Annotated in this window: 16 protein-coding genes and 1 pseudogene; 9 read left to right on the top strand and 8 right to left on the bottom strand. The window is 64.8% G+C overall.

The window, feature by feature from the left end:
* The first annotated feature begins 64 nt into the window (after positions 1 to 64).
* From GGR62_RS09800 to GGR62_RS09765, 8 genes are all read left to right on the top strand, one after another.
* Entirely contained in the window at positions 65 to 1,225 is a 1,161-nt protein-coding gene (locus GGR62_RS09800; protein WP_184407707.1) for a heparan-alpha-glucosaminide N-acetyltransferase domain-containing protein, read from the top strand.
* 258 nt (positions 1,226 to 1,483) lie between these two features.
* Positions 1,484 to 2,206, top strand: a complete 723-nt coding sequence (locus GGR62_RS09795; RefSeq protein WP_184407765.1) for a GntR family transcriptional regulator — start codon at positions 1,484 to 1,486, stop codon at positions 2,204 to 2,206.
* 46 nt (positions 2,207 to 2,252) lie between these two features.
* Positions 2,253 to 3,590, top strand: coding sequence for a sugar MFS transporter (locus GGR62_RS09790; protein ID WP_184407706.1), 1,338 nt, complete (start codon positions 2,253 to 2,255; stop codon positions 3,588 to 3,590).
* Positions 3,591 to 3,630: 40 nt separating this feature from the next.
* Positions 3,631 to 4,698 (top strand): LacI family DNA-binding transcriptional regulator, encoded by a 1,068-nt coding sequence (locus tag GGR62_RS09785; protein ID WP_184407705.1) that lies wholly within the window; start codon positions 3,631 to 3,633, stop codon positions 4,696 to 4,698.
* Positions 4,699 to 4,703: 5 nt separating this feature from the next.
* Positions 4,704 to 5,732: an SIS domain-containing protein gene (locus tag GGR62_RS09780; RefSeq protein ID WP_184407704.1), complete on the top strand. Its 1,029-nt coding sequence runs from the start codon at positions 4,704 to 4,706 to the stop codon at positions 5,730 to 5,732.
* Between the two features lie 2 nt (positions 5,733 to 5,734).
* Positions 5,735 to 6,889, top strand: a complete 1,155-nt coding sequence (gene nagA, locus GGR62_RS09775) for an N-acetylglucosamine-6-phosphate deacetylase (protein ID WP_184407703.1) — start codon at positions 5,735 to 5,737, stop codon at positions 6,887 to 6,889.
* A gap of 221 nt (positions 6,890 to 7,110) precedes the next feature.
* Complete coding sequence (locus GGR62_RS09770) at positions 7,111 to 8,490, top strand: S41 family peptidase (protein ID WP_184407702.1); 1,380 nt, start codon at positions 7,111 to 7,113, stop codon at positions 8,488 to 8,490.
* 640 nt (positions 8,491 to 9,130) lie between these two features.
* A complete protein-coding gene (locus tag GGR62_RS09765; RefSeq protein WP_184407701.1) occupies positions 9,131 to 11,794 on the top strand; it encodes a TonB-dependent receptor in 2,664 nt (887 codons plus the stop codon).
* Positions 11,795 to 11,960: 166 nt separating this feature from the next.
* Here the strand turns inward: GGR62_RS09765 and GGR62_RS09760 are convergent, their stop codons facing one another.
* Together GGR62_RS09760 and GGR62_RS09755 are read right to left on the bottom strand one after the other, a co-directional pair.
* Positions 11,961 to 13,193, bottom strand: coding sequence for a multifunctional CCA addition/repair protein (locus GGR62_RS09760; protein WP_184407700.1), 1,233 nt, complete (start codon positions 13,191 to 13,193; stop codon positions 11,961 to 11,963).
* 659 nt (positions 13,194 to 13,852) lie between these two features.
* Positions 13,853 to 15,826 (bottom strand): transglycosylase SLT domain-containing protein, encoded by a 1,974-nt coding sequence (locus tag GGR62_RS09755; RefSeq protein ID WP_184407699.1) that lies wholly within the window; start codon positions 15,824 to 15,826, stop codon positions 13,853 to 13,855.
* Between the two features lie 270 nt (positions 15,827 to 16,096).
* Here GGR62_RS09755 and GGR62_RS09750 point away from each other — a divergent pair, with 270 nt between their 5' ends.
* The gene (locus GGR62_RS09750; protein ID WP_184407698.1) at positions 16,097 to 18,976 is read left to right on the top strand and encodes a TonB-dependent receptor; all 2,880 of its coding nucleotides are present in this window, start codon (positions 16,097 to 16,099) and stop codon (positions 18,974 to 18,976) included.
* Positions 18,977 to 19,212: 236 nt separating this feature from the next.
* Here the strand turns inward: GGR62_RS09750 and GGR62_RS09745 are convergent.
* From GGR62_RS09745 to GGR62_RS09720, 6 genes and pseudogenes are all read right to left on the bottom strand, one after another.
* Positions 19,213 to 19,467, bottom strand: a pseudogene (locus tag GGR62_RS09745) (MarR family transcriptional regulator); the annotation flags it as partial.
* Between the two features lie 190 nt (positions 19,468 to 19,657).
* On the bottom strand, positions 19,658 to 21,328 hold the full coding sequence (betA, locus tag GGR62_RS09740) for a choline dehydrogenase (protein WP_184407697.1): 1,671 nt from the start codon (positions 21,326 to 21,328) through the stop codon (positions 19,658 to 19,660).
* A 157-nt stretch (positions 21,329 to 21,485) separates the two neighbouring features.
* Positions 21,486 to 22,958 (bottom strand): betaine-aldehyde dehydrogenase, encoded by a 1,473-nt coding sequence (gene betB, locus GGR62_RS09735; protein ID WP_184407696.1) that lies wholly within the window; start codon positions 22,956 to 22,958, stop codon positions 21,486 to 21,488.
* Positions 22,959 to 22,998: 40 nt separating this feature from the next.
* Entirely contained in the window at positions 22,999 to 24,978 is a 1,980-nt protein-coding gene (gene betT, locus GGR62_RS09730; protein WP_184407695.1) for a choline BCCT transporter BetT, read from the bottom strand.
* 134 nt (positions 24,979 to 25,112) lie between these two features.
* Positions 25,113 to 25,850 (bottom strand): endonuclease/exonuclease/phosphatase family protein, encoded by a 738-nt coding sequence (locus GGR62_RS09725; protein WP_184407764.1) that lies wholly within the window; start codon positions 25,848 to 25,850, stop codon positions 25,113 to 25,115.
* Between the two features lie 49 nt (positions 25,851 to 25,899).
* Entirely contained in the window at positions 25,900 to 26,718 is an 819-nt protein-coding gene (locus tag GGR62_RS09720; RefSeq protein ID WP_184407694.1) for a thiol:disulfide interchange protein DsbA/DsbL, read from the bottom strand.
* Positions 26,719 to 26,769 lie beyond the last annotated feature (51 nt).

Here is a 26,769-nt window from a genome sequence, read left to right as displayed (position 1 = left end):
TGCCGCAGTTCACCGGCGTCATGTGCGCACCTGGCACACCGCGGTGGATCGGCGAGGCAGTCCGATGAGCGCACAGGCCGCTGTTGCCGCAACCAGCGCCGCGCCGCCGAAGCACGAACGTTTTCTATCGCTGGACGTGTTTCGCGGGCTGACCATTTTCCTGATGATTCTGGTCAACACCCCCGGGCCGGGCGCGCAGGCGTATGCGCAGCTGACACATACACCCTGGTTCGGCTTCACGCTCGCCGACCTGGTGTTTCCCTCGTTCCTGTTCGCCGTCGGCAGCGCGATGAGTTTCGCACTGGCCACCGACACGCCGCATCGGCAGTTCCTCGGCCGCGTGAGCAAGCGCGCCGCGCTGATCGTTCTGTGCGGCGTGCTGATGTACTGGTTCCCGTTCTTCCATCTGCAGCCAGGTGGCGGATGGGCGTTCACTGCGATCGATCAGATCCGCCTGCCTGGCGTACTGCAACGGATCGGCCTGTGCTATCTGCTGGCGGCATTGCTGGTGCGCTATCTGCCGCCGCGTGGCATCGCGCCGGCGTGCGTGGCGCTGCTGCTGGGCTACTGGGCATTGTTGTATGCCTTCGGCCAGCCCGGCGCGGAGTTGAGCAAGACCGGCAATGCCGGCACCCGGCTGGATCTGTGGCTGTTCGGGCGCGCGCATCTGTATCGCAAGGATGGCGGCTTCGACCCGGAGGGCCTGCTCGGCACGTTGTCGGCCACGGTCAACGTACTGGCCGGCTATCTGGCCGGGCGTTTCCTGCAGCGGCGCGGCAAGACCGGTGCCGCCACGCGCGCGTTGCTGCTGGCCGGCGTGGGCCTGGTACTGCTTGCGCTGCTCTGGCACCCCGCCTGGCCGCTGTCGAAGAAGCTCTGGAGCGGCGCGTTCGTCGCCTGTACGGTGGGACTGGATCTGCTGGCGCTGGGCGCGCTGGTCTACCTGCTGGAGCTGTGTGGCCGGGTCGGCGGCAGCGGCTTTTTCACCGTGCTGGGGCGCAACCCGCTGGCGATCTACCTGTTCTCCGAGTTGTTCGTGGTCGTGCTGCGGCTGCTGCCGGCCGGCAGCTCCGGCCTGGACCTGTACGCCTGGGCCGGTATCCGCGTGTTCCAGACCATCGCGCCGGGGCCGTTGGGTTCTTTCTTGTGCGCGCTGGGCTACACCCTGCTGTGCTGGGGCGTGGGCTGGTGGATGGATCGGCGGCGCTGGTATCTGCGGCTGTAACGGCATCGCCACCTGGGCGGTGGCGCGAGGCGCGGGGCGCGGTCAGTTCCGGCGCGGCGCTGTGATGGTGGCCGCAGTAGGTTTCCTTCGATGCGCCGTGGGGCGATCCCCTGGCAGATGTCTCGCTTCCGGGCCCGGCTGCGGCTAATGCGCTCCAGGCAAATTGGTACTATATTGGACCTAACGAATCCAAGTCGGTCCAGAGGACAGGCAATGGTCAAACCGAAAACCGATGCCAGGACGGACAGCGACCCCAGGATGGATGCGCTGGCGCTGGACGCCTCGGCGCCCACGCCACTGTACTTGCAGTTGGCGAGCAAGCTGGACGAGCAGATCCGCAGCGCCCAATGGAAGGCGGGCGAAGCGCTGCCGGCCGAGCGTCAGCTGTGCGAACGGCTGCAGATCTCGCGGGTGACGCTGCGTCAGGCCGTGGATGTACTGGTTGAACAGGGTCTGGTCTCGCGTCGGCAGGGTGCCGGTACCTTCGTCACCACGCAGATCCAGCATCAGCTCAGCGGCCTGACCAGTTTCAGCGAAACGCTGCGCATCAAGGGCTACGAGCCGGGGACGCGCTGGCTGGAGCGGCGCTTGCGCCCGGCCCACGGCGAAGAAATCCTGCGCCTGGGGTTGTCGCCGGATGCGGCGGTGGCCTCGCTCACCCGCCTGCGCAGCGCCGACGACCGCGTCATGGCCTACGAGCATGCGGTGTTGCCGCAACGCATCGTCGCCGACCCGCAGCAGATCGGCGATTCGCTCTATAGCTATCTGGATGCACAGGGCACGCCGGTGGTGCGCGCGCTGCAGTATTTCCGTGCGATCAATCTGCCCGCGCGCCTGGCCGAACACCTGCGCATGAAAACCGGCGAGGCGATCCTGCATGTGGTGCGCGTGGGCTATGCGCGCGATGGCAGCGCGATCGAATTGACCGACACCTATTGCCACAACGATTTCTACGATTTCGTTGCCGAACTGCGTCGCTGATCCAGCGCGGCGTTTCCCAACCGACAACTCAAGAGCCAGCCGATCCATGACTACCGCCAGGCCCGCAAATCCCGTTGTCTCGATCGCCATCGTCGGCGTGCTGTTCTTCATCATCGGCTTTTTCACCTGGATCAACGGGCCGCTGATCACCTTCGTGCGGTTGGCGTTCGACCTCAACGAGGTCAACGCGTTTCTGGTGCTGATGGTGTTCTACCTGTCGTACTTCTTCCTGGCGTTGCCGTCGTCGTGGATTCTCAAGCGCACCGGCATGAAGAAAGGCCTGGCGCTGAGTCTGGTGGTGATGGCGGTGGGCGCGGCCGGCTTCGGTCAGTTCGCCACCCAGCGTTGGTATCCGGGCGCATTGGGCGGCTTGTTCGTGATCGGTAGCGGCCTGGCGCTGCTGCAGACCGCGATCAACCCGTACATCAGCATCCTCGGGCCGATCGAAAGCGCAGCGCGGCGCATCGCGTTGATGGGCATCTGCAACAAGATCGCCGGAATCCTGGCGCCGATCCTGATCGGCTCGCTGGTGCTGCACGGCATCGGCGATCTGTCCGAGCAGGTGGCCAGCGCCGATGCGGCGACCAAGGAGACGTTGCTCACTGCCTTCGCCGCCAAGATTCACGCCCCCTATCTGGTGATGTCCGGCGTGCTGCTGCTGCTGGCCATCGGCGTGCTGTTTTCGCCGTTGCCGGAGCTCAAGGCCTCCGAAGCTAATGCCACGCCGGGCGCGACCGGTGGCGTGCAGAAATCCAGCATCTTCCAGTTCCCGCACCTGTGGCTGGGCGTGCTGTGCCTGTTCGTCTATGTGGGCGTGGAAGTGATGGCCGGCGATGCCATCGGTACCTATGGCCACAGCCTCAATCTGCCGTTGGACAGCACCAAGCTTTTCACCTCTTACACGCTGGGGGCGATGTTGCTGGGCTACATCGCCGGTCTGGTGCTGATTCCTGGTGTGATCTCGCAGGCGCGCTATCTGAGCGTGTCGGCGGTGCTGGGCGTGTTGTTCTCGCTGGGTGCCTTGTTCGCCCAGCGCTACGTGTCGGTGGACTTTTTCGCCTCTCTCGGCTTCGCCAACGCAATGATGTGGCCGGGCTACGTGTCGGTGGGCTTCGTCGCCGCGCTCGGCTTTGCCAACGCCATGATGTGGCCGGCGATCTTTCCGCTGGCCATTCGCGGACTTGGTCGCTTCACCGAGATCGGTTCGGCATTGTTGGTGATGGGCATTGCCGGCGGCGCGATCATTCCGCAGCTGTTCGCCATTCTCAAACAGCACTACGACTTCCAGGTCGTGTTCGCTGCGCTGATGGTGCCGTGCTATCTGTACATCCTGTTCTATTCGTTGCGCGGTCATCGCGTGGGCCTGCCGGCCCAGGCAAAGTGAGCGCGGCAGCATGATAGCTTCCGACGAACAAGGTACATCCATGCGTAGGCCCACCATCAAAGACGTCGCCGAGCGCGCCAAGGTCTCGTTGAAGACCGTGTCGCGGGTGATCAACAACGAACCATCGGTGATGCAGGCAACCCGCGCACGTGTGTTGCGTGCCATCGCCGATCTCGACTACGAACCCGATCCGTCCGCGCGCAATCTGCGCAGCGGCACGCCGTTCGTGATCGGGCTGGTGTACGACAATCCCAACCCGTATCACATCATCGGCATCCAGAACGGTGTGCTGGCCGCCTGCCGCGAAACCGGCTTCGGCCTGCAGATCCATCCCTGCGACTCCACCTCGCCGCTGCTGGCCGAAGAACTGGCCGAATGGGTGCAGCGCTCGCGGCTGGCCGGCGTGGTGCTGACTGCGCCGATGTCCGAGCGCCCCGAGCTGATGGCCGGTCTGGCCGCACGCGGCATCAAGAGCGTGCGCATCATCGCCGCCACCGACGATCCGGGCGATGGCCCCTGCGTCTACATCGACGACCGCGCTGCCGCCTACGAGATCACCGAGCATCTGATCCAGCTCGGTCATCAGCGCATCGGCTTCCTGTGGGGCGGCCCGCAACATCGCTCCAGCGGCGAGCGCTACGCCGGCTACGAGGCGGCGTTGAAGGATTACGGCATCACCCTGGACAAGCATCTGGTGATTCCCGGCGACTACACCTTCGACGACGGCTTCCGTGGCGCGCGCCGGCTGTTGTCGTTGCGCGAACCGCCTACCGCCATCTTCGGCAGCAACGATGAAATCGCCGCCGGGGTGCTGGCCGCAGCCAAATCCACCGGCATGAACGTGCCGTACCAATTGTCGATCGCCGGCTTCGAAGACAGCCCGTTTTCGCGCCAGTCCTGGCCGGCACTGACCACCGCCAAGCAGGCCACCGACGACATCGCGCGGCATGCTGCACGCCTGTTGATCAGCCAGTTGCGTAGCGACGCCTACGACGATCAGCCCGCGCAACTGCAGAACCGCGGATTTGTGCCGCAGTTGGTGGTGCGCGGTTCCACTGCACCGGCGCAGACGCCGGCCACCAACTCCCTTCCCCCCGAATCCACCTGAGCCCGATGAGCCTTCCCACCGAAACCGAGACCTTGATGTTCCGCGAGGCGGCGCAGACCGCCGACGTGGTCGCCGCCCAATTCGCCCGTAACGCCGATACCGTCGCCGCACTCGCGCAGTCGCTGCGCGCTGCGCCGCCGCCGTTCGTGGTGACCTGTGCGCGCGGCAGCTCCGATCATGCAGCGACGTATGCCAAGTATCTGTTCGAAACGCAGCTGGGTATCGTCACCGCATCCGCATCGCCCTCGGTGGGCTCGGTCTATGCAGCGCCGCTGCAGTTGCGCGGCGCGCTGTACATCGTGATTTCGCAATCGGGCAAGAGCCCTGACCTGTTACGTAACGCCGAAGCCGCCAAGGCCGCTGGCGCGCGCGTGGTCGCGCTGGTCAACGTCGAAGATTCGCCGCTGGCGCAACTGGCCGAGGTGGTGATTCCGCTCGGCGCAGGCCCGGAAAAAAGCGTCGCCGCCACCAAGAGCTATCTCGCCTCGCTGGCTGCCGTGCTGCATCTGGGCGCGGTGTGGAAGAACGACCCGGCGTTGCTCGCGGCGGTCGATGCATTGCCGCAGCAGCTGCGCACCGCCTGGCAGGCCGACTGGTCCGCACTCACTGCCGGATTGGTGCCGGCGCACAACCTGTTCGTGCTCGGTCGCGGCCTGGGCCTGGGCGCGGCGCAGGAAGCGGCCTTGAAGTTCAAGGAAACCTGCGGCCTGCATGCCGAAGCCTATAGCTCGGCCGAGGTCAAACACGGCCCGATGGCGTTGGTGGGACCGGGCTTCCCGGTGCTGGTATTCGCCCAACCCGACGAAACCGGCGCCGGCACGCGTGCGCTCGCCGCCGAATTCCGTGCGCGTGGCGCGCAGGTGTGGCTGGCCGCGCCCGATGGCGATCTGCCGCTTGCCGCCGACGCACACCCGGCCGCCGCACCGCTGTTGACCGTGCAGAGCTTCTATCGCGCGATCAACGCGCTGGCACTGCAACGTGGCAACAATCCCGATTTACCGCCGCATTTGAACAAGGTTACGGAAACCGTTTGAACATGGATGCTTCCCCGCTTCAAGCGCTGTGCAATGCACGCGTGCTGACCGACGATGGCCTGCAGGATGGATGGGTCGTCCTGCTGGCCGGCGCGCAGATCCAGGCGGTCGTGCCGGCTGACGATGCGCGCGTTGCGCAGGCGCCTACGCGTGTGGATCTGGGCGGGGCGACGTTGTTGCCGGGCTTCATCGACATCCAGGTCAATGGCGGTGGCGGCGTGTTGTTCAACAACGCACGCGACCCGCAGGCGCTGGCCACCATTGCTGCTGCGCATCGTCGCTTCGGCACCACCGGCATGCTGCCGACGCTGATCAGCGACACCGCCGAGGTCATGGCCGAGGCCATCGACGCCACGCGGCAGGCGATCGCGCAAGGCGTGCCCGGGATACTCGGCATCCATCTGGAAGGCCCGTACCTGAGTCCGGCCCGCAAGGGGACGCACGACGCGCAGAAGTTCCGCCTGCCGAACGCGCACGAGATTGCGGTCGATACCTCGCTGGACAACGGCGTCACCTTGATCACGCTCGCGCCCGAGCGCGTGCCGCTGGACGATATCCGCGCCTTCGTCGCCGGCGGCGCGATTGTCTTTGCCGGCCACACCGCCGCAACCTACGCGCAGGCGCGCGACGGCATCGCCGCCGGCGTCAGCGGCTTCACCCATCTCTACAACGCGATGTCGCAACTGGCAGGGCGCGAGCCCAATGCGGTGGGCGCCGCGCTGGAAGATGCCAACGTGTGGTGCGGCATCATCGTCGATGGCGTGCATGTGCATCCGGCCAGCCTGCGCCTGACGCTGGCCGCCAAACCGCGTGGCACGGTGCTGCTGGTCACCGACGCCATGCCGATGGTCGGCGCCGACAGTCCCAGTTTCGATCTGTACGGCGAAACCATCACTGCCATCGACGGCGTGGTGCGTAATGCCGACGGCGCGTTGGCCGGCTCGGCGCTGGACATGGCCACGGCCGTGCGTAACAGCGTGCAGTGGCTGGGCGTGGATCTGGCCGAAGCCGCACGCATGGCATCGACATATCCGGCGCAGTGCATTGGCTTGGGTGAGCGCCTTGGCCGGATCGCGCCGGGGTATCAGGCCGATCTGGTGCTGGTGGATGCCGATGTACAGGTGCTTGCCACCTGGGTGGCCGGGCAGCGCGCCTAAGCGTATCGCTCAGACCGAACGCGCTCCCGCCAAGCGGGAGCGATGACCGCGCGCCGCGGGATGTGCTGCACGACCACCGCAGCTGTTGCGCGCGATCTGCAGCCGCGTTGCCACCAGTTGCCACCTCCGGCGGGGCTGGATATCGCAGCTCGCGCACGGCCTTACAGCGTATGCAATGACTGCTAGAGTGGCGTCTGACCTTAGATTTTGACGAGTAACGGATGAAATACGCACGGATGCGGTGGTGGCTGGTGCTGAGTCTGTTGTGCAGTATGCATGCGATGGCAGCGATTCCAAGCTGGTACGCGGCTGCCGGTGGAGCTGATTACCAACTGACTGCGGTGCAAGGCGACGTGCAGTCCAGTGAAGGTGCGCAATTGCGTCTGACCGCAATTGCCGCGCGCACTGCACCGTTCGGTGCTGCCTCCGCACAACTGGACACTGTGTCTTTGCGGGGCCAGTCGTTGCTGTTGTCCGGCGTATTGGCAACCTCCAATGCATCGCAGGGCGCCACGCTATGGATGCGCGCCGATGATGCGCATGGCAAACGCCTGGCGTTTGAAAGCTCGCAAACCGATCCGGTCAGCGGCACGACGCGTGCAAGCCGCTCCATTGCGCTGCAGGTGCCGATTGAAGCGCAGAAGGTGTTCATCGGTGTGGTGCTGCGAGGCGATGGAATGCTGGATGTCAGCCAGTTGCGCCTGACCGTCCAGCCAATCGTCGATGCCGCATCGGCCAGCGCGATCCTGGATATCGCCATCCCCGCGATCCGGGATCAAGCGCTGCACAGTGCCCGCATCGATTGGGCCACGCGTGAGCCGCAGCTGCGTACGCAGGCAGCAGGCATGCGCGAGGCCGATGCGTATGCTGCTATCGAGGCGCTGATCGCCCAGCTCGATGACGGCCATAGTTTCCTGATGCGTCCTTCCAGGCGACGTGGCCTGGAAGCTGTTGCCCAGCGCGAGCTGCCCGCCACGCAGACACGCCTGCTGTCATCCGGGATTGCCTATCTCGACCTCCCAGGCCTGGTGACTTCCTCCGGAGAGGTCGTTCGCGCTTATGAAACATCGCTCACGACAGCGCTGGAGCATGTTGCGGCGCAGGCCACCTGCGGCTGGGTCGTCGATCTGCGCCACAACCGCGGAGGCACCATGTGGCCGATGATCAATGGCTTGCACGCGTTGTTGGGCGATGCAGTGCTCGGCAGCTTCGTCGATGCGTCAGGCAAGCAGTCGCCGTGGCAAGCTCGGTCGGTAGCGCGGTCGAGCGCTTCGCCGGGTAGCCTGCAGACGGATCGCCCGGTCGCCGTCCTGGTTGGTCCCAGGACCGCAAGCGCAGGCGAGATGGTGGCGATCTCGTTCCGTGGCCGTGCCAGCACGCGAAGTTTTGGTCAGCCAACTTCCGGCCAGACCACCGGCAATCGTTCTGTGGAACTGCCGGGTGGCGGTCTGCTGGCCATTGCCGGCAGCTACACGCAGGACCGCAGCGGGCATCGCATCGATGGCGCACTGCAACCGGATGCGGTGCTTGACCCGCAAGCCGATGCGATCGAGGCGGCAGCGCAGTGGTTGCGGACGCAGGCGTGCGCGGGCGTGAAGTAGGCGCGTTGTTTCGCGTGATGGCGTACGGGTGTGCAAGCCGATGCGCGCCATGTCGATGCGAACGAAGGTTCTGCGCTCGACAGTGCATCGCACGTTGTGTGGTGGAGGTAGCCGACTGCATCGCAGAGATGGCGCATTCCGCAGTCACGGACTGAACATGGGTGCCTCGCAAAAGCGTCGGTGTGGATAAGGCATGGGCCGACGATGCACATTTGCGCCCATAAAACACGGTGCATCGCATCATCCGGCTGCACAGCCTTGTGCCATCAGGCCGCGACACGCAGTGGTCTGCATGCGCCACAGAAAAAATCCAGTGGCCGACACCCGGGGATCCTTGCGTCTGCATGGCGTGCATCGTGCAGCATCCGCACTGGCTCGATTCGGCGATGTGTTGACAGCGCAGCGTGCGGGAGGCACCTTCGCCGATAACGTTGTCAGCGTGCAGGAGCTTACGTCCGAGTTCACGAAGCATAGTTGCCGCCCGATCGTTGATCGGGTTGGCTGGTCCCGCATGCCGTTACGGTCGTGCGGGACCTCGCTCGCATCCGGTACAGGGGACGGATCGCGGGCATGGCACGCGCATCGCGCGTCGTTGTGCAACCGCAGGGTTGCTACCAGACATCACCAAGAGGTCCACGTCATGCCGTCTCCCCGTGTGTTCGAGTTGTCCCATCACCTGTCGCGTCATCCGCATGCGCTGCGTCGCTCGCCGCTGAGTGCTGCGGTACGCGGTCTGCTGATCGGTGGTGTGGCCCTTGTGGGTGCGACAACGCTACCGGCGTTTGCGCAGGAGCAGGCTGCACCCACGCAAGCGCAAACGCCTGCGCAAACCGATCCATCCGTTTCCACGCTGGATGAAGTCAAGGTGGTGGGCTATCAGGCCAGTCTCGGCAAGGCGCTCAATGTCAAGCGCAACGCCGATGCCATCGTCGATGCAATCAGTGCCGAAGACATCGGCAAGTTCCCGGATACCAATGTTGCCGAATCGCTGTCGCGGCTGTCCGGCATCACGGTGGATCGGCAATTCGGCGAGGGCGAGAAGGTCAGTATTCTCGGCACCGACCCGGCGCTCAATCGCGTGCTGCTCAACGGCCAGACCATCGCCTCCACCAGTTGGGGCGGCGATCCCAACGATCCGGACAGCCGCTCGTTCAACTACAGCACGCTGGCGCCGGAAGTGGTCGGCTTGATGGAGGTCTACAAGACCCCGGAGGCGCGGATCGATGAAGGCTCGATCGGCGGCACCGTGATCGTGCACACGCGCAAGCCGCTGGAGCTGGACCGCAACACGCTGACCGGCACGGTGAGCTACGGATACAACGATCGTTCCGCAGACGGCAAGCCGAACGCATCGGCGCTGTACAGCTGGAAGAATCAGGACGAGACGTTTGGCGTGCTCACCTCGGTGATGCATTCGCAGCGCGTGCTGCGTCGGGATGGCGTGGAAATTTTCGGCTATGACGACGTGCAAGATGCCGGCTTCCCGCCGGCAGTGGTCGGCAACAACACCGGTGTGTTTCCCACCTCGATCAATACGGCGCTGTTTCAACAGACGCGCAAGCGCGATGGCGTCAGCGCAGCGCTGCAATGGAAACCGGATGCCGACTTCGAGCTCAATCTGACCGGCCTGTACGTCAAGGAAAGCTTCGACAACTACAATCAGAGCCGCTACGGCTATTGGGGCTCCAATCCCGGCGACGCACAGGCATTGGGCTTCGAGAACGGGGTAGCCACCTCGGGCACGTTCGGCGATCAATCCACCACGTTCCTTGACGGTTACCTGCGCAACAGCGACGTCACCACCGGCAGCATCCATCTGCGTGCCGATTGGCATGGCGATGGCTGGAATGCGTCGAGCCAGGTGGGCTACACCAGCTCGCAAGGCGGTGCAGAGCGCATCTACGGCATCCAGTTCCGCAATCTTGCCGGCTACAGCTACAACATCGACGGCCGCCGCACCGGCATGGACTACAGCACCGACCCCACCAATGCGGCCGCGATGCAGCTCAACAACGCGTCGGCCAGCCATAGCCCGCAGTACGACAAGGAGCGCTATCTGCAGCTGGACTTCGATCATGCAGTGGAGTGGGGGCCGTTCACGCAGATCCTGACCGGCATCAAGCTCACCAACCACGCCACCGGGCAATCGGCCTACAGCCGTACCTGGGCGCCGAACGACGGCAGTACGCTGGCGGCGTTCTCGCCGGGCACCACGCCATCGGATTATCTCAACGGTTTATCGACCAGTGCCGATATGCAGCGCTGGTCGACCATCAACAGCGGCGCGATCAGCCGGTACATCAGCGGCCTGGAAGGCGACGGCGGGCTGCCGATCAGCTACGCCGGCAACTACAGCATCGAAGAACAGAACCGAGCCTGGTTCCTGCAAGGCAATTTCTCCGGCGAGCGCTATCGCGGCAACATCGGCGTGCGCTATGTGCATTCGCGTGATTCCACCGACGGCTACAGCTATGCACCGGGTGGCGGCTATACGCCGGTCAATTTCCTCAGCAGTTACGGCAAGTGGCTGCCGTCCTTCAATATCGCCTACGACCTGCGCGACGATCTGATGCTGCGTTTTGCCGCGTCCAAGGTCATCGCGCGGCCGCGCTACACCAACATGACCCCGTACGTGGCCACCGACGACACCACCTTGACCGCCTCTTCCGGCAACCCGGGTTTGATGCCGTACGAGTCGACCAACCTGGGTGCATCGCTGGAATGGTATTTCTCCGACAGCAGTCTGCTCAGCGGCGAGTTCTTCTCGCGCGATATCTCCAACTACATCCTGACCACCGTGCAGGACCGGGTGTTCTTCAACAACGCCACCGGCGGCTCCAGCACCTATCAGACCTCGGTGCCGACCAATGCCGGCGATGCCAAGGTGCGCGGTGTGGCGGTGAATCTGCAGCACAACTTCGGTAACGGATTCGGCGTGGTGGCCAACTACACGTATTCCGATTCCAAGACCGACGGCGACTACAGCCTGCCGTACAACTCGCGCAACGCCTACAACATCAGCCCGTATTACGAGCAGGGCAAATGGAGCGCGCGGGTGAATCTGGGTTGGCGTTCGGAATACTTTACCCAGATCGGCCGGCTCAACGGCCAGCAGATGACCGATGCCTTTACCCAGGTCGATGCGTCGTTCGGCTACCAGGCCACCGAACGCCTGCGCGTGGCGCTGGAAGCCACCAATCTGCTGGACGAAACCTATTACAGCTACATCGGCAATAAAGATCAGCCGTACTACATCTACAAGAACGGCCGTTCCTTCATGCTGAGTCTGAACTTCAAGTTGTGATGCATCGCCGGGCGGCTGCGTTCGTGCAGCCGCTCCGGCCGTCATGGCGGGCAGGTTGCATCGGTTGCGATGACGACCGCCTTTGGCCCGGTTTGACCGTTGCTGCACGCCTTGGCGCAGCACGCGCCCACCACGGTTGCGCCTGGGCAACGATGTGCACTCTTGCTTATGCGCCGCCCTTTCGCGCATCCGCAATCGCGGCAATCCGCGCCTTGGCCAATGCTTCGCCGATTTGCGGCCCTTGCAGGCCGTCGGCTGCCAGGTCGCGTGCATTGATCGCCATCGCGGCGGCATGCAGACGCTTGAGTTCTTCGGCCTGCGGGTAGGGTGCATCCTCGCTGCCCAAGCGGCCACGCTTGTCGGCTTCGCAGACCAGGGCGAGTTGTGCGATGCGCTCGGGCCGGCGAAACGCATCGCAGCGCACCAGCACGTCGTGCACGGTGCGGTCACGCAGTTCGGCCAGGCGATGCACGTTCAAGTGTTCGCGGCAGGCGGTGATGGCGAGCTGGCGATAATCCTGCGGCACCTTGAGGCGTTCGCACAATGCCTGCACTGGTGCGACACCGCGTTGCTCGTGCATCACATGGCGTGGCCATTGTTCCTGCGGTGTAAGCGCCTTGCCCAGGTCGTGGGTCAATGCGGCAAAGCCGACCAGTGCGTCGCCGGGCGCCAGCCGCGCGGCCATGTCGCTGACCATTTCCTGGTGAATGCCGGTGTCCACTTCCGGATGAAACGCGCGACGTTGCGGCACGCCATACAGCGCGTCGATTTCCGGCAGGATGACGCGCAGCGCATCGGTGTCGTGCAGCGTACGCAGGAATGCCGAAGGTTGTGCACTCTGCAATACGCGGCGCAACTCCTGCCAGACGCGTTCGGGCACCAGGCTGTCCAGCTCGCCGCTGGCGGCCATTTCGCGCATCAGTGCGGCCGTCTCCGGCGCAATGCTGAAGCCGAGTGGTGCCAGCCGTGCCATGAAGCGCGCCGCACGCAGGACGCGCACCGGGTCTTCGACAAACGCCGGGCCGACATGCCGCAGCACGCGTGCCTGCAGATCGCGTGCGCCGCCGTAAGGATCGAACAACTCGCCCGTGTCTTCGTCGCGCGCAATCGCGTTGATGGTGAAGTCGCGGCGCAGCAGGTCTTCTTCCAGCGTTACCGAGGGATCGGCATCCACCACAAAGCCACGATAACCGCGCCCCGATTTTCGCTCGGTACGCGCCAACGCATACTCTTCGCCGCTACGCGGATGCAGGAATACCGGGAAATCTTTCCCCACCGGTTTGAAGCCCAGGCTTTCCATCTGCGCCTGATCGGCGCCGACCACCACCCAGTCGCGGTCGCCGGCGGGCTGACCAAGCAGGGCATCGCGGACTGCGCCGCCAACGAGATAGATCTTCATGGCGACATGATGCCCGATGCGGTGCGCGGGTCGTAGCGCGACTGATCTACGGCCTGGCTGCCGGACCCTTGGCCGTCCACCATCGCGGGACACGCCGTGAATCCGTCCCTGGATGCTCTAATGCAGCAATGAGGTGCCGCGACGGTGGGCGGCCAAGGGCCAGTCGAGATGGTCGGTATGCATGGTGCAGGCAATGCATCACCCCCGTTGTTCGGGTAACGGCGCGCCCAATCAGCTTGCCAAGACGTGCAGAGCAACAGGCGGGCTTTCAACAAAGCAACCTGCAAGTGTCCTGGTGCGGTGTCCTTGCCGGTTGCGGGACCGTGTGGCGGCATGGACGGATGTACGGCGTGTCCCGCAAGCGGTGAGGGCACCGCGCCCTCGACGGCCCGAGCCTTCGACTGCAGCTAAACGACGCAACGAGGCGATATCTTGCTTGGCCTTGAAGCCTTGAAGCCTTGAAGCCTTGAAGCCTTGAAGCCTTGAAGCCTCGAAGCCTTGAAGCCTCGAAGCCTTGAATCCCTAGAGCCCTAGAGCCCTAGAGAGTGCCGAGAGACGAGTCTCGGAGGTAGCTTGTGCCCCAGACCGAGACAGACACGTGCAACCGCGCAAGCACGACTAGCTCATCCACCCGGCGTGCTCGTCGGTTGACTCGGAGCTCAGTCCTGCGCCGCGTTATTGGTCGCCTGGCCTGGCGTGCACAGCGGTTTCAGGCGCTTGTCGACCAGCTTACCCATCAGGCGATCACTCAGCGGCAGCATGTCGCCGTTGAGGCGCCAGTCGTAGATCACGCTGAACGCCATCACGCGCGCGACGTACTCGCGGGTTTCCTTGTAGCTGATGGTCTCGATCCAGAAGTCCGGCTCGAAATTCGGTCGCTGCGATTGCCAGCGGCCGGTCGGGCCAGGGCCGGCGTTGTAGGCGGCGATGGTGAGATAGGGCAGGCCATAGGTGTTGAGCAGCTGGCGCAGGTACGCGGTGCCGATGGCGATGTTGGTGTCCGGCTCGTACAGACTGGCGGCGCCGGCATAGCCGGGGAGCGCGATGCCCTTGGCCACCGCTGCGCCGGTGCCCGGCAAGACCTGCATCAGGCCCATCGCGTTGGCAGGCGAGCGTGCGCGTGGATTGAAGATGCTTTCCGCGCGGATCTCCGCGGCAACCCAGGCCGGGTCGATGGCGTTCTTGGCGGCTTCGCGGCGAATGCTTTCATCGTGATGCAACGGGAAACGCAGCGAATACAGCCGTTGCTCGTCGGGCTGCTTGCCGAGCGCAAACACCGCGCGGTCGAACCAGCCGTTATCGCCAGCCACTTCCACCGCGAGGCGGCGCTGGGTGTCGTCGAAGCGGCTGGCGGCATCGTTCCATTCGGCCACGGCCCAACCGGGGCGATCGATCTGGAACAACGCAATCGCACGGGTCAGTGCCGGGTCGCGCGCCACTGCGGCCTTGGCCTGCGGGCTGTCCTTGGGCTCCCACGGGCACAGCCGATACGGTTGCTGCAGGCGGTCGGCGGCCAGGAAGCCGTGGAAGGTGGGCGACTGCGCGGCGGCGCGGTACAGCGGTTGCGCGGCCGCTGTCGAACCGGTCTTCTCGGTAAGGCGTGCTTCGAAATACTGCCAGCGCGAATCGCTGCGCTGGGTTGCTGGCATCTTGCGGATCGCGGCCAGCGCGGCCGGCCAATCGCCACGCGACATCGCCTCACGCGCCCGCCATTCGTGCAGGCGCTCGTCGTACGCTGCATCGGGCACTGCATTGAGCCTGCGCGCCGAATCCGGCAGGTAGGACGCCACCGTCCACAAGGCGATCTGATACAGCACCTGGCCGCGCTGCGCCTCGCTGAAGCCGAGTGCGCTCGCAAACTGCGGCAGCTGTTGCTCGGCGGCATCCGGGTCGCTCTTGGCCAGTTTGGCCAGGCCATCGACTGCGATGCCACGGCTGCGCTCGGTCTTGGGCCAACCCAGTGCACGCGGGTGGACCTTGTCGAGAAAGGCGGCGTAATCGGTGGCCAGTGCCAGATCGGCCGCCGGCAAGCCGCGTGCCGCCGCACGCATCACTGCGGGCAGCTGCGCATCGGCAGCGGCTTCCACCCGCTCCCAGCGCAGTGCCGGGGTGAGGTCGCCGCGCGACTCCAGCCCCGCCACCACCGGGTCGCAGGCATCGGGCAGAGCCTTGCCGTTACGCCACAACGTCAACGCATCGCGGCTCCACTGTGCGTCCAGCTTGCCGGTGGCCTGGCGCGCGGTCAGCTGCGCGCAGCGCAAACCCACGTTGTCGGTGGTCTTCCAGTTGGCCAGCAACGTGGTCCAGTCCTGGCGGCGTGCGACCGCCGGCAACCAGGTACTGCGGAAGCTCTCGGCTACCGGTTGGCCGGCGTAGCGCTGCAAGAATCCCTGCGCCTGCGCGTTGGAGACGCTGTCGATGTTGCGCTTGAGCGTGGCGTACTCCAACCAGCCGTATAGCGGATGGCGGCTCAATGCAGCGAACTGGGCGGGATCGGACTGGCCGCGCTCTGCGGCGGCGATCGCATCGCGCATGGCAGTCAATTGCGGATCCAGGCTTTGCGCATGCAGCGCAGTGCTGCCAAGGCACAACAGGCCGACGAAAACAGTGGCAAGACGCGGGAAATAAGTCATCGCGCGACTATACCGAAGCACGCCTGAGCACTTGAGTGAACACGCATCGCGCCTGCCAGCATGCACCCTCTCGCTGTCGCTCTGCGAGCGTGGTCTGGGCGATGTGCTCGCGCATCGAGATGGGCATCGGCGCTTACGCCACGCACTGCGACGCGCATCGCAGTGCTGCACCGCCAGATTGCGATGCGTTAAGGTTTCGTTTACAACTTGGGCCGGACCGCAGGGCACGGGGGCGTGCGGACACTTAAAATCCTTCTGGAGAGAGAAAGGATGAAGCGTCTGATTGGCCCTTCTCGGTCATGCCTGGCCGTGCAGTTGTCGTTGTGTCTGATCCCCACGCTGGCCTGGGCGCAACAGCCCGAAGCCGCCCCCGGTACGCGCACGCTCGATAGCGTGCAAGTCACCGGCACCCGCATCAGGACTGCCGAGCTGCAAGGCCAGGTGCCGATCCAGACGCTCAATCGCGCCGACATCGAGCGTACCGGCCTGACCTCGATCGGCGAGGTGCTGCAGGAGCTCACCGCCTCCGGCTCGGCGCTCAACGCCAAGTTCAATTCGTCCGGCAATTTCGGCTTTCCGCCCGATGGCGGCGGCGTGGGCGCCGGCTCGGCGCAGGTGGATCTGCGCCACCTCGGCTCCAAGCGCGTGCTGGTGCTGGTCGATGGCATCCGCTGGGTCAACGAGTCGTCCGCCTCGGGTGTGGGCTCGTCGACCGACCTCAACACCATCCCGCTGGCGATCGTCGAGCGCATCGAAGTGCTCGAAGACGGTGCCTCGTCGCTGTACGGCTCGGACGCGATTGCCGGCGTGGTCAACATCATCACCCGGCGCAGCTTCGACGGCGCGCAGGTCACGCTCAACTATGGTCAGTACGGCAAGGGCGACGGTGCCAACCAGGGGGTGGACCTGGCCTGGGGTACCAGTGGCGAGGATTTCAGCCTGTTTCTGGGCGCCAGCTACGTCAAGCAGGATCCGATCTATGCGCGCGACCGTGCGCAGGCGCGTTTTCCGATCCCGGGCACCGGCCTGACCTTCGGCAGCTCGGCCACGCCGGATGGGCGCTTTCAGTTCGTCGATCCCACGACCGGCGCACGCCAGAACCTCACGCCCAATGCCGGCGTGGGCACGCCGCAATACGACGGCAGCGCCGGATGCACGCGCAGCGACGACTACCACTGCTTCGGCACCGCAGACCGCTACAACTTTGCCGAGCAGAACCTGCTGCTGACACCATCCGAGCGCAAGGGCGTGTTTGCGCAATTCCGCTATTACTTCAACGACGACGTGCAGTGGTACGTCAAGGCATTGGGCAATCGCCGCGAGTCGACCAACCAGGCCGCGCCGGAGCCGATCTTTCTCGGCCCCGATGCCGGCACCGGCAATCCGCTCGCCGACAACATCGTGATTTCCGGCTTGAATCCGTTCAATCCGTTCGGCTTCGATCTGAACTCGGCCACCAACCTGATCCAGATCGGCCGGCGTCCGGTGGAAGGCGGGCCGCGTCGCTACGAGCAGCAGGTGGATACGCAGTATTTCGGTACCGGCTTGGTGGGCACCTTCGAAGCGGCCGCGCGCACCTGGTATTGGGACGTCAACGGCATGTACAGCAAGAACAAGGCCGAGCAGACCAACTACGGCAGCTACAACCTGTTCAACATCAATCTGGCGTTGGGCGACCCGGCCGCGTGCGCGGCGGTGGCCGGCTGCGTGCCGCTGGATATCTTCAGTGGTGCGGGCAGCATCACGCCGGACATGTTGCGCTGGATCCAGCCGGTGGTGCGCGATCGCAGCCAGAACGAATTGAGCCTGTTCACCGCCAACCTCAGCAGCGAATTGTTCCAGCTGCCGGGCGGCGCGGTGTCGTTTGCCAGCGGCTACGAATACCGTAAGTACGAAGGCGCGTATCAACCCGATCCGCTCACCGTGGCCGGCCGCTACAACGGCGTGCCGTCGTTGCCGACCTCCGGCAGCTACGACGTCAACGAGGCGTATCTCGAACTCAATATCCCGATCTTCGCCAACTCGTCGTTGGGCGACAAACTCGATCTGAATATCGCCGGCCGCTACTCGGATTACTCCACATTCGGCGGTGAATTCACGCCCAAGTACGGCCTGCGCTGGCAGGTCACCGACGAGTTGGTGTTGCGTACCAGCTACGCCGAAGGCTTCCGTGCGCCGACCATCGGCGAGTTGTTCGGTTCGGCCGCGCGCGCCGATTTGCAGCTATCCGACCCTTGCTCGATCGGACTGGGCGGCACCGCGCCGCGCGGCAGTGCGGCCAACTGCGCCGCACTGGGCGTGCCGGGTGGCTACCAGCAGGCCAACCAGCAGATCTCGGTCACCACCGGCGGCAATGAGCAACTGGATCCGGAGCGTTCGCGCAGCTTCAGCGCCGGCTTTGTGTTCAGTCCTGGCTTTGCCAGCAACGCCAGCTGGTCCGACCGGCTGGACATGGAAGTGACGTTCTATCGCCATCATGTCGATGGCGCGATCCAGGCCATCAATGCGCAGACGCAGCTGGATCTGTGCGTGGACACGCTGGATGCGCTGTACTGCGACGGCATCGGGCGCGCATCCACCGGCGGCATCAACGCCTTCAACAACCGCCTGACCAATCTTGGCTCGATCAAGACCGATGGTTGGGACGTGGACCTGTTCTGGACGCTGCCGGAAAGCGCGCTCGGCCGCTTCAAGTTGTCGTGGCAGAACACCTTCGTTGGCCGTTACGAAGCACTGGGCGCGGCCGGGCAGCGGCAGCCGCAGGGGCCGGGCATCGAAGTGGTCGACAGTGCGATTCCCGAGTGGACCAGCAATGCCGTGCTGGATTGGTCGCTGGGCAACTGGACCGCATCGTGGACGGCGCGCCACATCTCCAAGCTCACCGAGCAGTGCGGCGATGCGGTGGAATTTGCGGTGTGCTCCAACCCGAGCGAAGGCACCAACCGGCTGGATGCGATCACCTATCACGATGCGCAGGTGGGGTACCGCTTCGCCTGGCTCAAGGGCCTGCAACTCAACGCCGGCTTGAACAACGTCTTCGACAAGGACCCGCCGATCTGCCTGTCGTGCTCACTCAACGGCTACGACGCCTCCACATACGACATCCCCGGCGGGCGCTTCTGGTATGTCCGTGCGGATCTGAAGTTCTAGGGCGGCCGGGTGCTGCGTGGCTCTTCAGCGAGAACCATGCAGGCTGATTGGGTAACCGCAGCGCTGCGGAGGTGTCGTCGTCGCAGCGCGCCTGGTGATGGCATGTGATGCGCAGGTGCCGGTTGCCTGCGCATCACCGACGCGTTGCCGTGCAGTGGGTGTCGTAGCCGGCGACAACGCCTGCTTCAGCATGGCTCCACCGGCCGATAGTCTGGCAAGGCGATGCTGCTGGAATCGCGCGCAATCAGCGCCATTGCTTCGAGCTTGTCCAGCAGCGCGGCCATCGCAGGCTGCTTCACTGCGGAGTCGCGCACCAGATCCCGCTGCAGCATGGGGCCTTTCCACGACAGCAGGAGCAACGGCCCAATCAACGCAAGCGTCAGCCCGTGCTCGCGCAGCCGTGCGTCGACACTGCGATTGAAAACGCGCGCGGCATGGTTGGCCATATAGCCGGGTGCGATGGCGGCTTCCGGGTGGATGTCCGAGTTCATGCGCGAAGCATATCCCACGCGTGTGGGCGATGGCGCCGCGCGACGGCCGCTGTCGCGGGCGCAGCATCGTGATTGGCACGTAATGGCTGGCGCATCTTTCGACGCTGACGCAGCGCCTTGCAATGGGCTGTGGCGGATGCGCGACGCATCAGTGCGTCGCGCATCCGTCGGCCTCACTCGTGGCCGATCGTTATCGGCGCACCGGCGCATCGCCGGCGATGTAGTAATCGGCCGTGCTGCGCGGCAACGGAGTCCGTCCCCGCATCCGGTCGGCGATCTTCTCGGCAATCATGATGGTGGTGGCATTGAGGTTGCCGGTGATGATGCGCGGCATGATCGAGGCGTCGATGACACGCAGGCCTTCCATGCCATGCACGCGGCCTTGTCCATCCACCACGGCCATGTCATCGGTGCCCATCGCACACGAGCACGACGGGTGATACGCGGTTTCCGCACGCGAACGCACGAATGCGTCCAACTCGGCGTCGGTCTTGCAATCGGCGCTGGGGCTGATCTCGCGCCCGCGGTAAGCATCGAGCGCGGGCTGCGCGATGATCTCGCGCGTGATGCGGATCGCATCGCGAAACTCCTGCCAGTCCTGATCGGTGGACTGGTAGTTGAAGAGGATGGACGGGTGCTGGCGCGGGTCGCGCGATTTGGCATGTACGCGCCCGCGGCTGGGCGTGCGCATCGAGCCCACATGCGCCTGAAACCCATGTTCCTTCACCGCATTGCTGCCGTTGTAATTGATCGCCACCGGCAGGAAGTGGTACTGGATGTTGGGCCAGTCGAACTCGTCGCGCGTGCGGATAAAACCGCCGGCTTCGAACTGATTGCTGGCGCCGGTGCCGGTGCCGGAAAACAGCCACTCGGCGCCAATCGCGGGTTGGTTCCACCATTGCAGTGCCGGGTACAACGACACCGGCTTGGTGCAGGCGTACTGGATGTAGACCTCAAGATGATCCTGCAGGTTCTGGCCGACGCCGGGCAGGTCGTGGACCAGTTGCACGTCGAGTGCGCGCAGCAGATCGGGCGCACCGACACCGGAGCGCTGCAACAGCTGCGGTGAGGCAATCGCGCCAGCGCACACCAGCACTTCGCGGCGTGCCATCGCATCGATCCCATCGCTGCTGTTGCCGACCAGATAATGCACGCCAATCGCGCGCTTGCCGGCAAACAGGATGCGGTCGGTGGTGGCGTGGGTGACGATATGCAGGCCATCGCGCGGCTTGGCCATGTCCAGATAGCCGCGCGCGGTGCTTGCGCGCCGGCCCTGCGGCGTCACCGTGCGGTCCATCGGCCCGAAGCCCTCCTGCTGATAGCCATTGAGATCGTCGGTGCGCGGGTAGCCGGCCTGCACACCGGCCTCGACCATGGCGTGGAACAGCACGTTGTTGTCGTTCTTCGGCGTGGCCACGCTCACCGGGCCTTCGCCGCCGTGATAGTCATTGGCGCCGATGTCGCGCGTCTCGGCCTTGCGGAAGTACGGCAGCACATCGCGGTAGCTCCAGTCCTCCAGGCCCGGGCGCTTGGCCCAATGATCGAAATCCAGCGCATTGCCGCGGATGTAGCACATGCCGTTGATCAGCGACGAACCGCCCAGGCCCTTGCCGCGCCCGCATTCCATGCGCCGGTTGTCCATATGCGGCTCCGGCTCGGTCTCGTAGGCCCAGTTGTAGCGGCGGCCCTGCAACGGAAACGCCAGCGCGGCCGGCATCTGGGTGCGGAAATCCAGCCGGTAATCCGGCCCGCCGGCTTCCAGCAGCAACACGGTGACGCCCGGATCTTCGGTCAGGCGCGCGGCCAGTACGTTGCCTGCGGAACCTGCGCCGATGATGATGTAGTCGTATTCGCGTTGCATGCTGTGCTCCTGTTGCGGTGTCGGTGTGAAGCGACGTCTAAAACGATTGCGCAGTGGGCTGGCGATGCGTGTGATCGAAACGACCGCACTGACCGCACTGCGACTTCTGCATGCCGCCGATGTTGCTGGCGGCTACTTGCTAACTTTCGTCAGTCACTCAAAACACCGACGCATAGCGTTCCAGTTCGACCTGGACAGACTTGGTACGCGTATAGGCCTGCAATGTCGCCAGCCCGTTCTCGCGACCCACGCCGGATTGCTTGTAGCCACCCACCGGCATCGGTGCCGGCGATTCGCCCCAGGTGTTGATCCAGCAGATACCTGCTTCCAGGCGATGGATCAGCCGGTGCGCGCGCGCCAGATCCGGCGTCACCACCCCTGCGGCCAGGCCGTAAGTGGTGGCATTGGCGCGTGCGATCGCTTCGTCTTCGTCGTCGTAGGTGAGCAGGCTCAGCACCGGTCCGAAGATCTCTTCGCGCACGATGGTCATCACGTCGGTGCAGTCGCTGAAGATGGTCGGTGCGACATAGCAGCCCTGTGCCAGCGCGCCATCGCGTAGCCGCTCGCCGCCGCAGAGCAGGCGTGCACCTTCGGCCTTGCCCTGTTCGATGTAGTCCAGCACGCGCTGCATGTGCGCGGCGCTGACCATCGGGCCGAAGGTGGTGCGTTCGTCGAGCGGGTCGCCGATATGGATGCGTTGCACGCGTGCCAGCAGCCGCGCTTCGAAGGCAGTGCGCAATGCGCGCGGCACGAACACGCGGGTGCCATTGGTGCAGACCTGCCCGGAGCTGTAGAAATTGGCCATCATCGCGATGTCGGCCGCCAGATCCAGATCGGCATCGGCGCAGACGATCAGCGGCGACTTGCCGCCCAGTTCCATGGTCACGTCTTTCAACGACGAACTGGACGCGCTGGCCATCACCTTGCGCCCGGTCGCGGTGCCGCCGGTGAAACTGATCTTTTCGATCTGCGGGTGTTCGGTCAGCGCAGTGCCCACGCTGGCGCCATCGCCGGGCAGCACGTTGAACACGCCATCAGGCAGGCCGGCTTCGGTAAAGAGTTCCGCCAGCTTGAGTGCAGTGAGCGGGGTCACTTCGCTGGGCTTGAAGATCATCGCGTTGCCGGCGGCCAATGCCGGTGCGGCCTTCCACAACGCAATCTGGATGGGGTAATTCCACGCACCGATCGCGCCGACCACGCCCAGCGGTTCGTGCCGTGTATAGAAGAAGCTGCCCTCGCGCAATGGCACCTGCACGCCCTGCAGCGCCTGCGCCACCCCGGCGTAGTACTCCAGCACATCCGCACCGGTGACGATATCCACGCTGCGGGTTTCGCTCAGCGGCTTGCCGGTGTTGAGCGTTTCCAGTTCGGCCAGCGCGTCGTTGCGCTCGCGCAGCAACGCCACCGCGCGCAGCAGGATGCGCGAGCGTTCCACCGTGGTCAGTGCCGCCCACTGCTGTTGGCCGGCCTTGGCGCTATCGACGGCGGCATCCAGATCGTCGGCGCCGGCGTTGTGCACATTGGCCAGCACTTCGCCGGTAGCAGGGTTGACCACTTCGAAGGTGTGGCCGCCGCGGGCGGGAACATAACGGCCGCCGATATACAGCAACTGGTCGGGGAAACGTGGCATGACAAACCTCCTGTGGAGCGCACGCCGCAGCGACGGCACCTCAGCGAGTGAGATGCAAAAACTGCAGGTGGCGCTCGTATTGATCGATGATGTCGTTGATGATCTGTTCGCGGCTGTATCCCACCAGGTCGTAGTCCTGGCTGCCTTCGTACAGATACACTTCGGCGCGGTAATAACGTTCGTTGCGCAGGCGCTGCGCGGCGAATGACGGCGTGAGGTAGCCGCGCATCACCACCTGGTAGCGGAAGCCCTGCTGCTCGCCGTGATCGACGCTGATTTCCATGTCGTCGTCGTCCAGCCGGCTGCCGGCCTGCCAGCCTTCTTCCTGCAGCTGCGCGGTGACCGCTTCGATCGCCGGCCGCACCTGGTCGTGCATGAAACGGTAGACCTCGTCGCGTGCCGGGAAATGCATCGCCTGGCCCAGACGCTGACGCCAACCACGGTGATGCCGCGATTGCCCGATCAACGGACTGGGGCTGTAGAGCTGCGCACGCTTGCGCTGCGACTCTTCGCTGAGGGCGCGCGACAACCCCCATGCCATCAGCAGCAATACCGCAGAAAACGGCAGCGATGCCAGTACCACCGCCGATTTCAGCGCATCCATGTTGCCGGCCAGCAACAAACCGGCGGTCACCACCGCAGTGAGTACGCCCCAGAACACCCGCAACCAGCGCGGGCCATCGTCATGCGGCTCGCCGCCGTGCGAGGACAGCGTGGACAGCACCACCGTGCCCGAGTCGGCCGAGGTCACGAAGAACACAAAGCTGATCGCCACCGTCACCGTGATCACCGTGCGGCTCCACGGGTAGCTCTGCAATAGCGAATACAGCACCGTCTGCGGCGCATCGATGGCCTGTTGCGCCAGCGCGCCTTGGCCGTGATGCAGCAACTGGTCCAGCGCGCTGTTGCCGAAGATCGACAGCCACGCCAGGGTGAAGCCGAGCGGGATCAGCAACACGCCGAGCACGAACTCGCGGATGGTGCGGCCACGCGAAATGCGTGCGATGAACAGGCCCACGAACGGCGCCCAGCCGATCCACCACGCCCAGTAGAACACCGTCCAGTTGCCGAGCCAGTCGCTGCGGCCACCGTAGGCGTACACATCGAAACTCTTGTTTACCACGCTGCCCAGGTAGTCGCCCAGGTTCTGCATCAATGCGTTGAGCAGATACTGCGTGGGGCCGGCGAACAGCATGAACAGCAGCAGCGCGATCGCCAGCAGCATGTTGATGTCCGACATCCAGCGCACGCCTTTTTCCACGCCGGAGACCGCCACCACGATCGCCGCGCCCATCATCGCCACGATCAATGCGACCTGCACCCAGTGCGTATGCGGCACATCGAACAAGGTGCTCAACCCGGCGTTGAGATGCAGCACGCCAAAGCCCATGTCCGCACCGATGCCGAACACCGTCGCCACGATGCCCAGCGCATCCACGGTGTAGCCGATCGGGCCGTTGATGCGCTTGCCGATCAGCGGATACAACGCCGAGCGCAAGGCCAGCGGTAGGTTGTGACGAAAGGCGAAGTACGCCAGCGCCATTGCGGCCAGTGCGAATACGCCCCAGCCATGCAGGCCCCAATGCAGGAACAACAGCTGCATCGCCTGCCGTGCGGAGGCTTCGCCGCTGCCGGTGCCGCCTTGCGGCGGTTGCAGATAATGGGTGAGCGGTTCGGAGACGCAGAAGAAGAACAGCGTGATGCTGATGCCCGCAGCGAACAACATGCCGGCCCAGGACAGATAGCTGAATTCCGGTTCGTCGTGATCGGCGCCGAGTTTGATGTTGCCGTAGCTGGACAAGGCCACGCCCAGCACGAACACCAGATACACCGTCATCGCCAGCAGGTAGTACCAGCCGACGTTGTGCGAGGCCCAGGTCTGCGCATCCAGCAGCACACGCCCTGCATCCAGCGGAAACAGCGCAACCAGCAAGGCGAATGTGCACACCACCGTCGCCGCCAGCAAGAACACCGGCCGCAAGGTGCGCACCGGCAACGGCTGCGGTTCGACTGCACTCATACCGACGCACTCATATGATGCGTATCACGTGACGTGCTCCCAACGAAAAACCGCCTGTGTTATCGCACAGGCGGCGTCTAGGGGGTGTCGTCGGTCGAGTTCGCCAGTGCGAACCCGTCGGCACTTTACGTGCGCTAGCGCAGCAACTGCAGCGGAACGCGGATATCCATGCCGACTGCCAGATGATCGGAAAATGCCGCAGGAATCGCTTCGGTATGTTCGATCACCAGACTGTCGCTGACCAGGATATGGTCGATCGCCCGCTCGGGACGCCAGCTCGGAAAGGTGTGTACGACGCAACTTGGCGGTTGCAGGCGCGTGTGGCGGTACAAGGCCTGCATTTCCGGCCGGTCAGCTACGCAGTTGAAGTCGCCCATCAACATCGCGTTGGGATGATCGGACAACAACTCGGCGATGAAGGCCAACTGCGCCATGCGCGAATTGGCACCCAGCGACAGATGCGCCACCGCCACCGCCAAGCCATCGCGCCCGTCGCCGAACTTGGCCAACAGGATGCCGCGCCCGCCGATACGACCGGGCAGGGCGTGATCCTGCACTTCCAGCGGTTCGAGTTTGCTGAGCAGGCCATTGGCGCTGGAGGCCACCCCGCCCATGCGGCGGTTGGGTTGGTGGCTCCAGTAATGGAAGCCGGCGCGCTCGGCCAGATAGTGGGTCTGGTTGGTGAAGCCCGAGCGCAGGCTGCCGGGGTCGGCCTCCTGCAACCCCACGATGTCGCGTTCGCCTACCAGCTTGGCGATGCTGTCCAGGCTGGTGCGCTTTGCGCCCAGCGGCAACGCGTGCGACCAGCTGCGCGTGACGTAATCGCTGTAACGGCGAGTGCTGGAGCCGGCCTGGATATTGGCGGTCAGCACCCGCAGGGTGCGCGAATCCGACGCGTTCACGGGGCTGCGATCGCTGCGATCACTTGGCCAGCGTGGCGCGTTCGCGCGCGATCAGGTGATCGGCAATGCGCAGCATGTCCGGGAAGTTCTGGCCCTTGACCAGGTACTTGCCGTTGACGATCAGCGACGGAGTGCCGGTGAGATTGCTGCGCTGGGCGAACTGCTTGGCGCGGTTGGTCTTGGCCGACACGCCGAAGCTGCTCATGGTGTCGATGAAGGTCTTCTGGTCTACGCCGTACTTGGCGTAGAACGCAGCGATGTCCTGCACCGAATCCTTGCCGCGCTCGCCCTTGAGGGTCTGGTCGACGTGGATGGCCTTGTACAGCGCTTCGTGGGTCTTTTCCTGCACGCCCAGCGTTTCGGCAGCATAGAACGCGCGGCCGTAGTCGTCCCACGGGCCACCGAACATCGCCGGCACGTAGACGAAATGCACGTCCGACGGCAAGCCGGCCTTCCACGGGCCGATCAGCGGCTGGAACGCGTTGCAGGCGGGGCACACGTAGCCGAACACCTCGGCCACTTCGATCTTGCCGGCGGCCTGCTGGTATGGCTGGCCACCTTCGATATCCAGATAATCGGTGCCGGCGACCGGCTCCGGGCCATTCGGTGCGCGCGGGGCGGCGCTGGGCGCGGCGGCCGGCGGCGGCGTGGTGGCGCTTTCGCCAACTGCAGGCGGTGCAGCCGGATCGGCGGCCGGCGTGGACGCGGCAGGCGCGGATGCGGCACCGGCAGCCGGCGTGGTGGCGGCCGGCGCGGTGTCGGACGAGCCGTCCTGGGCCTTGCAGGCGACCAGGATCGGCAGCAGCGCCATCAGCGTCAGGGCGAAGCGGGTCTTCATCGGGTTGGATCTCCAGCGTGGGGCGAGGAAAGGGCCGGGCGGCCGCGGGGC

Origin of the sequence: Xanthomonas sp. 3075 (assembly GCF_014197275.1) — a bacterium.
Taxonomy (GTDB): Bacteria; Pseudomonadota; Gammaproteobacteria; order Xanthomonadales; family Xanthomonadaceae; genus Xanthomonas; species Xanthomonas campestris_B.
The sequence above is the reverse complement of the archived record's forward strand: the minus strand, read 5'-3'. Positions and strand labels throughout refer to the sequence as shown.